The 12,780-nt window shown below is 73.5% G+C and carries 15 protein-coding genes; 12 read left to right on the top strand and 3 right to left on the bottom strand.

Annotated elements, in window-relative coordinates:
• The first annotated feature begins 7 nt into the window (after positions 1-7).
• Together JOF36_RS31030 and JOF36_RS31025 are read left to right on the top strand one after the other, a co-directional pair.
• Entirely contained in the window at positions 8-1,831 is a 1,824-nt protein-coding gene (locus tag JOF36_RS31030; RefSeq protein ID WP_372447469.1) for a monocarboxylic acid transporter, read from the top strand.
• A gap of 82 nt (positions 1,832-1,913) precedes the next feature.
• Positions 1,914-2,462, top strand: a complete 549-nt coding sequence (locus tag JOF36_RS31025) for a DUF488 domain-containing protein (RefSeq protein WP_210033960.1) — start codon at positions 1,914-1,916, stop codon at positions 2,460-2,462.
• A gap of 19 nt (positions 2,463-2,481) precedes the next feature.
• On the opposite strand, the gene JOF36_RS31020 is transcribed toward JOF36_RS31025, so the two are convergent.
• Positions 2,482-4,551 (bottom strand): ATP-dependent DNA helicase, encoded by a 2,070-nt coding sequence (locus tag JOF36_RS31020; RefSeq protein WP_372447427.1) that lies wholly within the window; start codon positions 4,549-4,551, stop codon positions 2,482-2,484.
• Between the two features lie 147 nt (positions 4,552-4,698).
• Here JOF36_RS31020 and JOF36_RS31015 point away from each other — a divergent pair, with 147 nt between their 5' ends.
• Positions 4,699-5,595: a thioesterase family protein gene (locus JOF36_RS31015; RefSeq protein ID WP_210033958.1), complete on the top strand. Its 897-nt coding sequence runs from the start codon at positions 4,699-4,701 to the stop codon at positions 5,593-5,595.
• A 118-nt stretch (positions 5,596-5,713) separates the two neighbouring features.
• Here the strand turns inward: JOF36_RS31015 and JOF36_RS31010 are convergent, their stop codons facing one another.
• Complete coding sequence (locus tag JOF36_RS31010; protein ID WP_210033956.1) at positions 5,714-6,283, bottom strand: nicotinamidase; 570 nt, start codon at positions 6,281-6,283, stop codon at positions 5,714-5,716.
• Positions 6,284-6,285: 2 nt separating this feature from the next.
• The gene (locus JOF36_RS31005) at positions 6,286-7,599 is read right to left on the bottom strand and encodes a nicotinate phosphoribosyltransferase (protein ID WP_210033954.1); all 1,314 of its coding nucleotides are present in this window, start codon (positions 7,597-7,599) and stop codon (positions 6,286-6,288) included.
• Between the two features lie 37 nt (positions 7,600-7,636).
• Between JOF36_RS31005 and clpS the strand changes: the two genes are divergently transcribed.
• From clpS to JOF36_RS30960, 9 genes are all read left to right on the top strand, one after another.
• Positions 7,637-7,945 carry an ATP-dependent Clp protease adapter ClpS gene (clpS, locus tag JOF36_RS31000; RefSeq protein ID WP_210033952.1) on the top strand — a complete coding sequence of 103 codons (309 nt, stop codon included), beginning with the start codon at positions 7,637-7,639 and terminating at the stop codon, positions 7,943-7,945.
• A 13-nt stretch (positions 7,946-7,958) separates the two neighbouring features.
• A complete protein-coding gene (locus JOF36_RS30995; RefSeq protein WP_210033950.1) occupies positions 7,959-8,510 on the top strand; it encodes a DUF2017 domain-containing protein in 552 nt (183 codons plus the stop codon).
• A gap of 63 nt (positions 8,511-8,573) precedes the next feature.
• Positions 8,574-9,077 (top strand): M67 family metallopeptidase, encoded by a 504-nt coding sequence (locus tag JOF36_RS30990; protein WP_210033948.1) that lies wholly within the window; start codon positions 8,574-8,576, stop codon positions 9,075-9,077.
• 111 nt (positions 9,078-9,188) lie between these two features.
• Positions 9,189-9,464, top strand: a complete 276-nt coding sequence (locus JOF36_RS30985; protein ID WP_210033946.1) for a MoaD/ThiS family protein — start codon at positions 9,189-9,191, stop codon at positions 9,462-9,464.
• Between the two features lie 59 nt (positions 9,465-9,523).
• Positions 9,524-10,471 carry a PLP-dependent cysteine synthase family protein gene (locus JOF36_RS30980; protein ID WP_210033944.1) on the top strand — a complete coding sequence of 316 codons (948 nt, stop codon included), beginning with the start codon at positions 9,524-9,526 and terminating at the stop codon, positions 10,469-10,471.
• 73 nt (positions 10,472-10,544) lie between these two features.
• Positions 10,545-11,159: a rhomboid family intramembrane serine protease gene (locus tag JOF36_RS30975; protein ID WP_210033942.1), complete on the top strand. Its 615-nt coding sequence runs from the start codon at positions 10,545-10,547 to the stop codon at positions 11,157-11,159.
• Positions 11,156-12,007 carry a glutamate racemase gene (gene murI / locus JOF36_RS30970; RefSeq protein ID WP_210033940.1) on the top strand — a complete coding sequence of 284 codons (852 nt, stop codon included), beginning with the start codon at positions 11,156-11,158 and terminating at the stop codon, positions 12,005-12,007. The genes JOF36_RS30975 and murI overlap by 4 nt, the downstream gene beginning before the upstream one ends.
• Complete coding sequence (locus JOF36_RS30965; protein ID WP_210033938.1) at positions 12,004-12,369, top strand: hypothetical protein; 366 nt, start codon at positions 12,004-12,006, stop codon at positions 12,367-12,369. The genes murI and JOF36_RS30965 overlap by 4 nt, the downstream gene beginning before the upstream one ends.
• Positions 12,362-12,775, top strand: coding sequence for a hypothetical protein (locus tag JOF36_RS30960; protein WP_210033926.1), 414 nt, complete (start codon positions 12,362-12,364; stop codon positions 12,773-12,775). The genes JOF36_RS30965 and JOF36_RS30960 overlap by 8 nt, the downstream gene beginning before the upstream one ends.
• Positions 12,776-12,780: the final 5 nt, after the last annotated feature.

Here is a 12,780-nt window from a genome sequence, read left to right as displayed (position 1 = left end):
CGCCACGGTGCCCGCTATCGCGGCCCCCGCGGCGGGTGACCCGCTGCTCAACATGGCGGTGTTCGTCGCGTTCATCCTGCTCGCCTTCGTCATCGTGATGCGGGTCCGGCGGCGAACCGGGACGGCGACCTCGGACTACTACACCGCGGGCAGCGGGTTCACCGGGCCGGAGAACGGACTCGCGCTGTCCGGCGACTTCCTGTCCGCTGCCACCTTCCTGGGCATCGTCGGCGCGGTGGCGGTCGCCGGCCCGGACGGGTACATCTACGCCGTCATCGCGTTCGTGGCCTGGCTGGTGGCGTTGTTCTTCGTCGCCGAGCTGCTGCGCAACACCGGGCGCTACACGATGGCCGACGTCCTGGGGCACCGGCTGCGGCAGCGGCCGGTCCGCGCCGCGGCGGCGACCTCGGCGGTGGTGATCTCCACGCTCTACCTGCTCGGGCAGCTCGCCGGCGCCGGTGGCCTGATCGCGCTGCTGCTGAACATCACCGACGCGGCGGGCCAGTCCGCCGTGATCGCCGCCGTCGGCGCGGTCGTGATCGGCTACGTGCTGGTGGGCGGCATGTCCGGCACGACCTGGATCCAGATCGTGAAGGCGTGCCTGCTGCTCGTGACCGGGCTCGTGATGGCGGCGTTCGTGCTCGGGACCTCCGGGCTGAGCCTGTCCACGCTGCTCTCGGCGGCGGTCGACAACCATCCCGGTGGCGAGGCGGTGCTGGCGCCCGGCCTGCTCTACGGCGGCAGCCTCACCGCCAACCTCGACCTGGTGTCACTGGGGCTGGGGGGCATCCTGGGGGTGGCGGGGCTCCCGCACATCCTGATGCGCTTCTACACCGTGCCCGACGCGCGCCAGGCCCGGAAGTCGGTGGTCTGGGCGATCTGGCTGATCGGTGCGTTCTTCCTGCTGGTGCTCGTCCTCGGCTACGGCGCCACCGCCCTGGTGGGCCCGGCGGCCATCCTGGCCGCACCCGGCGGGGTGAACTCGGCGGCGCCGTTGCTGGCACAGGCGATCGGCGGGCCGGTGCTGCTCGCGCTGGTCTCGGCCGTGGCGTTCGCGACGATCCTCGCCGTCGTCGCCGGACTCATGATCACCGCGGCCGCCGCGTTCGCGCACGACGTCTACGCCCGGCTGTGGCGCAACGGCCGGGCCACCGCGGAGGAGGAGGTCCGGGTCGCGCGCCGCACCACCGTGGTCATCGGGCTGGTCGGTATCGGGGGCGGGATCCTGGCCAACGGCCAGAACATCGCGTTCCTGGCCGCCCTGACCTTCGCCATGGCCGCGTCGGCGAACCTGCCGACCCTGCTGTACTCGCTGTTCTGGAAGCGGTTCACCACCACCGGCGCGGTGTGGAGCATCTACGGGGGGCTCACGGTCACCCTCACGCTGATCATCTTCTCGCCCGCGGTGTCGGGTACGCCGTCGTCGATGCTGCCCGGCCTGGACTTCGCGTGGTTCCCGCTGAGCAACCCGGGACTGGTCTCGGTGCCGGCAGGCTTCCTGCTGGGCTACCTCGGTTCGGTGCTGGGCCGCGAGAAGCCCGATGTCGCGGGCTACGCGCAGTTGTCGGTCCGGGCGCTGACGGGGGCAGGGCTGCAACGGACGGTCCCGGGCGACCCCTCCGTCCCGCCGCCGCCCGGGCGGCACCGCGACGCGCTGCGCGGGCGGGTGCCGGTCGGCGGCCCGGGGCACCCGGCCCCGGCCGCGCCCCGGGTCCCCGCCGGAGGGGCGCCGCGCACGCCGCTGCCGCCCCCGACCCGGGAGGAGGCGCTGCGGCTGGGCCGGCGCAGGCCGGGCCTCCCCGGAGAGGACATCCCCGGCCGGGGACGGTGAACCGGCGGGGAGACGGTGAACCGGCGGGGAGACTGCGAACCGGCGGGGAGTCCGCGAGGCCCGGATCGGGTAGCCGGGTGGGGTGATCCCTCTGGTGACGCTCGGGCACGGCACCCTCGCCGCCGGCCCGCTGGCCGAGCTGCTGCGGAGCGCGGACGTGCACCGGGTGGTGGACGTGCGTACCGCGCCGGGCAGCCGGCACAACCCGGACATGGTCCGCGACGCGATGACCCGGTGGCTGCCCGAGCACGGTGTGGGCTACCGGTGGGAGCAGCGCCTCGGTGGGTGGCGCCGGGACCCGCCGGACTCGCCGGACACCGCGCTGCGGAACCGGTCGTTCGGCGGCTACGCCGCCCACATGCGCACGTCCGGCTTCCGAACGGCGGTCGACGAGCTGCTCGCCGGTGCACGGGCCGAGCGCACCGCGGTGCTGTGCTCGGAGGCCGTGTGGTGGCGCTGCCACCGCCGGCTGATCGCGGACTTCGCCGCGTGCGTCCGGGAAGTGCCGGTCGAGCACCTCATGCACGACGGGCGGCTCGTCCCCCACCCACCGACCGACGGTGTCCGGCTGCGCGAGGACGGCCTGCTCGTCTACGACGTCGTCAGGACCCCGTCGCCCGGTACGGGCTGACCCGCCCGGGCGCCGGAGGTCATGCGTCGCGCAGGCGGCGCAGGGCGCCGTGCACCTTCTCCCCGTCGGTCGTCTCCCAGAACGGCGGCAGCGACGCGCGCAGGAACCCGCCGTAGCGCGCGGTCGCGATCCGCGGGTCGAGGATCGCGACGACGCCCCGGTCGTCGGTGGAGCGCAACAACCGCCCGGCACCCTGGGCGAGCAGCAGCGCGGCGTGCGTCGCCGAGACCGACAGGAACCCGTTGCCGCCGCGGGCGTCGGTGGCCTTCTGCCGGGCCGCGACGAGCGGGTCGTCGGGCCGCGGGAACGGGATCCGGTCGATGATCACCAGCGACAGCGACGGGCCGGGGACGTCGACGCCCTGCCACAGCGACAGCGTCCCGAACAGTGAGGTCTCGGGATCCTCGGCGAACCGCTTGACCAGCAGCATCGTCGAGTCGTCGCCCTGGCAGAGCAGCGGTGTGTCGAGCTTGGGACGCAGTGCCTCGGTGGCCTGCTTCGCGGCCCGGGTGGAGGAGAACAACCCCAGGGTGCGGCCGCCCGCGGCGCGGACCAGCGCCTCGATCTCGTCGAGCGTCTGCGGGGCGAGGCCGTCGCGGCCGGGGGAGGGGAGCCGCCGGGCGAGGTAGAGGATCCCGGACCTGCCGTGGGCGAACGGCGAACCGACGTCGAGTCCCTGCCAGCGCGGCGCCTCGGGGTCCTGGACCGGGCCGTGCCCCTCGGGGGTGGCGGGCGGGGTGTCGCCGGACTCCTTCGGCTGCGACGCCGGCAGTCCCCACTGGCGGGCCAGCGCGTCGAACGAGCCACCCAGCGCCAGGGTCGCCGAGGTCAGCACGGTGGTACGGGTGTTGAACAGGCGCTCGCGCAGCAGCCCGCCGACCGACAGCGGCGCGACCCGCAGCACCTTGTAGCGGGAGCCGTCGGGCCCCTGCTCGCCGAGCCAGACGACGTCGCGCCGTTTCGCGGGATCGGTCTCGGCGAACGTGTCGACCAGCCGGATGCAGGTCTCGGAGACCTCGTCCAGCACGGCGAGGGCGAGCTTGCGGGCGGCCGCACCGTCCGGGTCGCCCTCGTCGGAGCGCCGGTTGGCGCCCATCGACTGCCGGCACCCCGCGGCGGCGGACAGGATCGCGTTCAGCGCGCCCGAGGCGGCCGTGGGCAGCGACTCCCAGCGGGCCGGGGGCAGGTCGTCCAGCACCGCGCCGAGGCCCTCGCCGGCCTCGGCGAGCCGGTCGGCCAGCTCCTGGTCGACGAGCTTCCCGCAGCGCCGGGCGGCCGTCGCGACGACGCCCGCCGTCAGCTCCGCGGTCGCGGCGCCGGTGACCCGGTCGACCAGTTCGTGCGCCTCGTCGACGATCACGGCGTCGTGCTCGGGCAGCACCTGCGCCTCGCCCATCGCGTCGATCGCGAGCAGTGCGTGGTTGGTGACGACGATGTCCGCCCGGCCCGCCTCGGCGCGGGCCTTCTCCGCGAAGCAGTCCTCGCCGACCGGGCACCGGCTCGCGCCCAGGCACTCCCGGGCGGTCACCGACACCTGCCGCCACGCGGCGTCCGGGACGCCGGGGACGAGCTCGTCGCGGTCCCCGGTCCCGGTGTCGGAGGCCCACTCGTGCAGCCGCTTCACGTTGCGGCCCAGCGCGGAGATCGCGAACGCGTCGAACAGCTGCTCATTGGGATCGTCGGCGGCATCGTCCATGTCGCCGTGCAGCTTGTTCAGGCACAGGTAGTTGCGGCGCCCCTTGAGGATCGCGAACGTCGGCTCCCGGCCGAGGATCTTCTTCAGGCTCTTCGCGACCCGGGGCAGGTCGCGGTCGACGAGCTGACGCTGCAGCGCGATCGTCGCCGTCGACACCACGACGGTGCTGTCCCGGGCGATCGCGTGCCGGATGGCGGGCACCAGGTAGGCCAGCGACTTGCCGGTACCGGTGCCGGCCTGTACGGCCAGGTGCTCCCCGGACGACAGCGACCGGCGTACCGCGTCGGCCATCCGGTCCTGCCCCTCGCGGCGCGACCCGCCGACCGAGGACACGGCCACGTCCAGCAGCTCGTGCACACCGGGCAGGTCACGGGTCTGCAGGGGAGCGGGCACGGACCGAGGTTACCGAGCGCCCCCGACAGCCACGGGCGGACGGGGGACCGCGCTCCCGTGCGCACACTGCGTAACCGCAGTGCTCACGCCATGTGATAAGAGGCGGCCGGTGCCCGGTGAGCGGAGACACAACGTCACGATGGAGGGGTGACTGCCACTATCCCGACCGAGAACGCCACGGTCCCGCAGCCGGGCGAGTTCCCGGTGCTGATCGAGCACGAGGCGCGCTACGCCGACCTCGACCCGAGCCGCCGGATCGGCCGCGACGCACTGGTGCGCTGGTTCGAGGACGCCCGGGTCGCCGTCGAGCGTGACACCTTCGGTGCCGACCTGGTCGCACGCCTGCAGTCCCGGGTCCGGCTGCTCCTCGCCGCGATCCGGGTGGACGTGCTCGCCCCGCTGCGGGTCGCGGGCTCCTACCGGATCGGTGTCGGTGTGAGCCGCATCGGCACGACGTCGTTCTCCTACCGGTACGCCGTCTTCGCCGGCGACGAGTGCGTCGCCGCGGGCGAGTCGACCTCGGTGCACACCGACGGCGAGCGGCCGGCCCCGCTGACCGACGAGGTCCGCGACGCGCTGGGCACGCTGCGCATCGAGGCCCCCGCCCCGGTCCGGCCGGAGCGTGGCGACGCCCGCGCGGTCCGCGAGAACTACCCGTTCCGCTGGGACGTCCGGACCCGCTTCACCGACCTGGACACGAACCGGCACGTCAACAACGTGGCGCTGGCCTCCTGGTACCTGGACGGCCTGGCCGAGCTGCACTCCGACGTCCTGGGCTACCCGGCGGGCGGCCCGCTGGACGGGCTGTCCCCGTCGTCGCTGTCGGTGCAGTACCTCGACCAGGTGCACTACCCCGGCATCTACCAGCTCCGGGTGGGCGTCGAGGAGATCGGTGAGGACACGGTCCGCTACGTCTGCGGCCTGTTCGACGAGCGCCGCCTGATCGGCTTCGCCGAGGCCGAGGGCTTCCACCACGCCCCGGGCGAGAACGGCGACCCGGTCCGCCTCGCCGAGGCACTCGCCCCGTTCCGCTTCAAGGGCTGAGCTCTCCAGGGCTGAGCTCGGGCTTCCAGGGCTGAGCACTCCCCGCGTCGTGGGGCCGGACCGGCTCCACGACGCGCCGGGCCGTGGCCGGCGCGACGGACGCGGCGCGGCGCGGCTGCTACCCGGCGACGGTGACGCCGGCCTCGCGCAGCCGCGCGAGCGCCCGCTCCGTCGTCTCCGGGGCCACGCCCGCACAGTGGCCGAGCAGCACCGTCGTGCGCAGGCCGAGCCGGGCCGCGTCCAGCGCGGTCGCCCGGACGCAGTGGTCGGTCGCGAGCCCGGCGACGTGCACCTCGGTCACCCCGCGCTCGTCCAGCCAGTCGGCCAGGGGCACACCCGACTCGTTCTCGCTGGCACCCTCGAACCCCGAATAGGCGCTGCTGTAGGCGCCCTTGTCGAAGACGCACTCGATCGGCGCCACGTCCAGGGCCGGGTGGAACGACGCCCCGGAGGTACCCGCGCGGCAGTGCGGCGGCCACGAGTCGACGAAGTCCGGGGTGTCGGAGAAGTGCGGCCCCGGGTCGACGTGCACGTCCCGGGTGGCGACGACGTGGTCGTAGTCCCCGCTGCGCGCGAGCGCCCCGATGCGCGCGGCCACGGCCGCGCCACCGGTCACCCCGAGGGCGCCGCCCTCGCAGAAGTCGTTCTGCACGTCGACGACGATCAGCGCGCGGGTCTCACGGGTCATGATCACCCCTGCGGGAAGGTCGTCGGGATCGCGGGCTCGCCGCGGGACAGCTTCAGGCCCTCCCACGGTACGGCGACCAGCGCCGTCCGGAGCCGCTCGCGCGCGTCGTCGAGGGTCGCCCCGGTCGCCTCGGCGGTCAACTCCCCGCCGCGGACCAGCGGTACCGGCAGCACCCGGTCGTCCGGGCCGAGCGCCGGTTCGGACCCGTGGCCGAAGACGACCTCCTCCACGGCCGTCCCGGTCGGCTTGTGCCGGCGCAGCGCGGACTTCCGCCCGCCGCGCGACTCCTTGGCGCTGGACCGCTTGCTCACCGGGCGCCCGTCCACCTCGACGAGCTTGTAGACCATCCCCGCCGTCGGTGCTCCGGAGCCGGTGACCAGCGACGTCCCGACGCCGTAGCTGTCGACCGGTTCGGCCCGCAGCGACGCGATCGCGTACTCGTCGAGGTCCCCGGACAGCACGATCCGGGTGGTCGTCGCGCCCAGGGAGTCGAGCTGCTCGCGGGCCTGGCGGGTCAGCTCACCGAGGTCACCGGAGTCGATTCGGACCGCGCCCAGGCCGGTCCCGGCTGCCTCGACGGCGTTCGCGATGCCCTTGCGGATGTCGTAGGTGTCGACGAGCAGCGTGGTGTCCGTGCCGAGCGCGGCGACCTGGCTGCGGAACGCCGCCGGTTCGTCGTCGTGCAGCAGCACCCAGGCGTGCGCGGCGGTGCCGGCCGTGGGGATCCCGAAGCGCCGCCCGGCAGCCAGGTTGGACGTCGTCGCGAACCCGGCCAGGTAGGCCGAGCGCGCCGCGGCCACGGCCGCCTCCTCGTGCGTGCGCCGCGAGCCCATCTCGATCAGCGGACGCCCGGCCGCGGCGGTGACCATCCGGGCCGCCGCCGACGCGATCGCGCAGTCGTGGTTGTAGATCGACAACGCGAGTGTCTCCAGGATCACCGCGTCGGCGAACGTGCCGGTCACGGTCAGCACGGGGGAGCCGGGGAAGTAGAGCTCGCCCTCGGGGTAGCCGTCGATGTCACCGGTGAAGCGGTAGTCGCGCAGCCAGGCGCAGGTGTCCTCGTCCACCACCCGGGACAGGAGCTCCAGCTCGTCCGGGCCGAAGCGGAACCGGGTCAGCGCGTCCAGCAGCCGGCCGGTGCCCGCGACGACGCCGTAGCGGCGGCCGTCCGGGAGGCGGCGGGCGAACAGCTCGAACACGCACTGCCGGTCCGCGGTGCCGTCGGCGAGCGCGGCAGCCACCATCGTGAGCTCGTAGCGGTCGGTCAGCAGCGCCGGACCGGGATTCGGGGCGGTCGGCGACGGGGAACCGGTCATGGTCGGAGCCTATGCCCGCTGTGCCACCATGGAGCGCATGCCCGCGCCGTCCCCGTCGCCCACCGAGCAGGTCTCGCCGGCCGTCGACCCCGACGCGCACGAGGCCACCGATCCCGACTCGCCGTGGCAGGCGATCGTGTGGAACGACCCGGTCAACCTCATGTCGTACGTCACGTACGTGCTGCAGAAGGTCTTCCACTACCCGGAACCGAAGGCCACCGCGCTGATGCTCGACGTGCACCACAAGGGCAAGGCCGCGGTCTCCTCCGGGGACAAGGACACGGTGGAGGGGCACGTGGCGCAGCTGCACACGGCAGGCCTCTGGGCCACCATGCAGCGTTGCTGAGGTCGGGGACATCATGAACGGTTGGAAGCGCAGCGGCCGCGGTGAACGGGCCCGCTACACCTCGGGTTTCTCCGGCGAGGAGGCCGCCGTCCTGCGGGGGCTGTTCACCGAGATCCGGCAGATGCTCGCCGGGCGCTCCGAGCTCGCGCCGGCCGACGAGCTCGCCGAGCTGACCGGGATCCGCACCGGCCCGACCAGCCGGCCCACCGACCGCGTGCTGGCCCGGCTGCTGCCCGACTTCACCAGCGAGGACTCCGATCTCGCCGCCGGGCTCCGGTCGCTGCACGAGCCGGAGCTGATCGAGGCCAAGGACACCGCGGCCGCCACGGTGCTGGACACCCTGCCCGAGGCGGGCGGCCGTCTGGAGCTCACCGCCGCGCAGGCCGACGCCTGGCTGGCGGGGCTGAACGACGTCCGGCTGGCGCTGGGCACCGCCCTCGACGTCAGCGAGGAGATGCCCGAGCAGCTGCCCGACGACGACCCGCGGGCCCAGCACCTGGGCGTCTACCACTGGCTGACCTACGTGCAGGACTCGCTGACCCGGGTCCGGATGAAGGCCCTCTAGCGGCATCCGGGGAGTGTGAGCCTCGTCGAGGGAGGTGCGGCGCCACCCGGTCACCGGCGTATCGTGATCGGCGTGCTGGCCATCCGAGCGGACCTCGTCGACGAGATCGTCGCGCACGCCCGGCGGGACTACCCGCTCGAGGCCTGCGGCCAGCTCGTCGGGCCGGAGAGCGGCGACGCGGCGCACCGGTACGTCCCGATGACCAACGCCGACGAGCTCGCCAGCGACTTCGCGTTCGCTCCGGCCGAGGACATCGCGCTCGAACGCGACCTCGACGCCCGCGGTGAGCGCCGGATGCTCGTGGTCCACTCGCACACCCGCGTGCCGCGCAGGCCCCTGACCGACAGCGGACTGCCCGAGGCCTACCCCTCGGTGAAGGACGTCGCGCAGATGGAGTGGACCCCCGACCAGCACTGGCTGATCGTCGGGCTGGCCGCCGCCGACGGCGAGCCGGAGGTGCGTTCCTACCGCCTGGCCGACGGCGAGGTCGTCGAGGACGATCTGCAGGTGGTGGAGTCCTACATGTTCTCCCACACCGGCCCCGACGACGTGCCCGACCGGGCCTGAACCACCGTCGGCGCACCCGCGCGACGGTCACGCGGGAATGTCGCCGGGCTCCGGCCGCGTTGCCGCGTCAAGAGCACGACCCCGGCAACGACCCCAGGAGTGATCACCGAGATGGCTGTCTCCGTCTCCATCCCCACCATCCTTCGCACGCACACCGGCGGTGAGAAGACCGTCGAGGCGAAGGGCGACACCGTCTCCGCCGTCATCGACGACCTGGAGTCGCGGCACAGCGGCATCAAGGACCGTCTGCTCACCGACGGCAAGCTGCACCGCTTCGTCAACATCTACGTCGACGACGAGGACGTCCGCTTCGCCGGCGGGCTCGAGGCCCCGGTCAAGGAGAGCTCGAACCTGACCATCCTTCCCGCCGTCGCCGGCGGGAGCTGAGCATCTCGTTCCGGGTGCCGGGCGGCGTCGTCGCCCGGCACCGTTCGTGAGGAGAACCTGTGCGTTACGACTCGCTGCTGCACGCCGTCGGCGACACCCCGCTGGTCGGGCTCCCGTCGTTGTCGCCGTCGGCGGACGTGCGGCTGTGGGCGAAGCTGGAGGACCGCAACCCCACCGGCTCGATCAAGGACCGGCCCGCGCTGGCGATGATCGAGGACGCGGAGAAGCAGGGGCTGCTCACCCCCGGCTGCACGATCCTGGAGCCCACCTCGGGCAACACCGGCATCTCGCTGGCGATGGCCTCCCGGCTCAAGGGCTACCAGCTGGTCTGCGTGATGCCGGAGAACACCTCCGAGGAGCGCCGCCAGCTGCTCGCGATGTACGGCGCGCAGATCATCTCCTCGCCCGCGGCGGGCGGGTCCAACCAGGCCGTCGCCGTCGCCAAGCAGCTGGCCGCCGAGCACACCGACTGGGTGATGCTCTACCAGTACGGCAACACGGCCAACACCGACGCGCACTACCGCGGCACCGGCCCGGAGATCCTGCGCGACCTGCCGTCGGTCACGCACTTCGTCGCCGGGCTCGGCACCACCGGCACGCTGGTCGGAGCCGGGCGCTACCTGCGCGAGCAGAAGCCCGGCATCCAGATCGTGGCCGCCGAACCCCGCTACGGCGAGCTGGTCTACGGCCTGCGCAACCTCTCCGAGGGCTTCGTGCCCGAGCTGTACGACGAGTCCGTGCTCACCGGCCGGTTCTCCGTCGGGTCCTACGACGCGCTGCGCCGCACCCGCCAGCTCGTCGAGCAGGAGGGGATCTTCGCCGGCATCTCGTCCGGGGCGATCCTGCACGCCGCGCTCGGCGTCGCGAACAAGGCACTCGACGCCGGTGAGCGCGCCGACGTCGTCGTGATCATCGCCGACGGCGGCTGGAAGTACCTGTCGACCGGCGCCTACTCCGGCGACCTGGGAACCGCCGCCCAGGGCATCGACGGGCACCTCTGGGCCTGACGGCTCGTGCGGGCGGGAGCCGGGCACCCGCGTTCCCGGTCACGGGGCGCGTAGCGCCGGTACCGTCGACGACATGACCGCACCCCCGTCCGGCCGGGCTCCCGCGCGAGTGCTGCCACCCGCGCCGAAACGGGCCGCGGCCATCATGATCGTGTTCACCGCCGCGCTCTACCTGTTCGAGGCGATCGACCACGCCTCCGGCAGTCTGGTGGAGGGCGCGGGGGCCATCTACCCGCGCGACACCTCCGGCCTGACCGGCATCCTCACCGCACCGCTGGTGCACGGCGACTGGGCGCACCTCGTGGCCAACACCGTCCCGTTCCTGCTGTTCGGGTTCCTCGCGATGTCGGGTGGGCTCGGCCAGTGGTTCGCGGCCACCGCGACGATCTGGGTGATCAGCGGGATCGGTGTCTGGCTGATCTCGCCGGCCCCGGTGATCGGGGCCTCCGGGATCGTGTTCGGCTGGTTCCTGTTCCTGCTGGCACGCGGCTTCTACGCCCGCAACGGCCGGCAGATCGTCCTCGCCCTGGTGCTGTTCCTGTTCTACGGCTCGCTGCTGTGGGGCGTGCTGCCGTCGGATCCGAGGGTCTCCTGGCAGGCACACCTGTTCGGCGCGATCGGCGGCCTGGTCGCCGCGTCCTGGGTGGCGAAGGCCGACCGGCGCGCCACACCTACCCTGAGGGCGTGACGGACGAACCCGGCCTCGACGCCCCGATCGGGATCTTCGACTCCGGCGTCGGCGGGCTCACCGTCGCCCGCTCGGTGATCGACCTGCTGCCCGCCGAGCAGATCGTCTACCTCGGCGACACCGCGCACAGCCCGTACGGGCCGCGCACCATCGCCGACGTCCGCCGGCTCGCCCTCGAGATCGGCGACGAGCTCGTCGAGTCCGGGGTCAAGGCTCTGGTCATCGCCTGCAACACCGCATCCGCGGCCTGCCTGGCCGACTTCCGCGAGCGCTACCCGGTACCGGTCGTCGAGGTCGTCCGCCCCGCCGTGCGCCGCGCCGTCTCCGCCACCCGCAACGGCCGGATCGGCGTCATCGGCACCAAGGCGACCATCGCGTCCGGGGCCTACGCCGACGCGTTCGCCGCCGCCCGCGACACCGAGATCACCTCGGTCGCCTGCCCACGGTTCGTCGACTTCGTCGAACGGGGCACGACCAGCGGCCGCCAGGTCCTCGGCGTGGCCCAGAGCTACCTCGAGCCGCTGCAACGGGCCGGGGTGGACACCGTCGTGCTCGGCTGCACGCACTACCCGCTGCTGTCCGGCGTGCTGGAGATCGTGCTCGGCCCGGACGTCACGCTGGTGTCCTCGGCCGACGAGACCGCCCGCACGCTGGTGCGCACCCTGCACGCGCACGACCTGCTCCGCGACGACACCGCGCCCCCCGCGCCACACCGCTTCCTCGCCACCGGGGACCCGGAGCCGTTCCGGCGGCTCGGGCGCCGCTTCCTCGGCCCGGAGATCGGGACGGTCGTCGGACGGGCCGGGGCCGCGGTGTCCCACGACGCAGGGGTAACGTCCGGGCCGTGATCGGTACGCTGGTCCTGGTGATCACGGTGGCGCTGTCGGCCACCGCGCTGTTCGGCCTGGTCACGACGGCCATGAACCGCCCGCCCGGGCAGGTGCACCGGGCCGCGGTCGGGATCTGCACGGCGCTGATCGTGGTGCAGGCCGCGATCGCCGCGTACCAGGTCTTCGCCGGTGGGGTGAGCCTGCCCGAGCAGACCACCTTCCTCATCTACCTCGCCGTCGCGATCTGCGTGCCGCCGATCGCGCTCCAGTTCGCCACCGCCGAGCCGAGCCGGTGGGGTGGCGCGGTGATCGCCGTCGGTGTCCTCGGCACCCTCGTCGCGGTGCTCCGCCTGCAGGGGCTGTGGGTCCCCGGTGCCTGAGCCGCGGCACGAGGTGCGTGCCACCGCGACCGGCCCCGGGCGGATCCTCATCGCCGTCTACGGGATCTTCGCGCTGTCGGCGAGCGCGCGTGCCGGCGTCCAGATCGCGGAGCGGTTCGACGAGGCCCCGCTGGCCTACTCGCTGTCCGCCGTCGCCGCGTTCGTCTACATCCTCGCGACCGCCGGGCTGGCCGGCACCGGCCCCGGCTTCCGGCGGCTCGCCTGGTTCGCGGTGACGTTCGAGCTGGTCGGGGTCCTCGCCGTCGGGGCGTTCACCACGCTGGTGCCCGGCGACTTCCCGCAGAACACCGTCTGGTCCTGGTTCGGGCTGGGTTACGGCTTCATCCCGCTGGTGCTGCCGTTCGTCGGGATCTTCTGGCTGCGCCGCACCGGCCGGCCGCGTTAGGGTCG

This window comes from Pseudonocardia parietis (assembly GCF_017876315.1).
GTDB lineage: Bacteria > Actinomycetota > Actinomycetes > Mycobacteriales > Pseudonocardiaceae > Pseudonocardia > Pseudonocardia parietis.
This window is presented reverse-complemented; position numbering and strand designations above follow the sequence as displayed.

What these genes read in the sequence shown, in the direction of transcription:
- JOF36_RS31010 (WP_210033956.1), bottom strand. Translation starts at nt 6,283, where the DNA reads ATGACCCGTGAGACCCGCGCGCTGATCGTCGTCGACGTGCAGAACGAC.
- JOF36_RS31005 (WP_210033954.1), bottom strand. Translation starts at nt 7,599, where the DNA reads ATGACCGGTTCCCCGTCGCCGACCGCCCCGAATCCCGGTCCGGCGCTG.
- clpS (WP_210033952.1), top strand. Translation starts at nt 7,637, where the DNA reads ATGCCCGCGCCGTCCCCGTCGCCCACCGAGCAGGTCTCGCCGGCCGTC.
- JOF36_RS30995 (WP_210033950.1), top strand. Translation starts at nt 7,959, where the DNA reads ATGAACGGTTGGAAGCGCAGCGGCCGCGGTGAACGGGCCCGCTACACC.
- JOF36_RS30985 (WP_210033946.1), top strand. Translation starts at nt 9,189, where the DNA reads ATGGCTGTCTCCGTCTCCATCCCCACCATCCTTCGCACGCACACCGGC.
- JOF36_RS30975 (WP_210033942.1), top strand. Translation starts at nt 10,545, where the DNA reads ATGACCGCACCCCCGTCCGGCCGGGCTCCCGCGCGAGTGCTGCCACCC.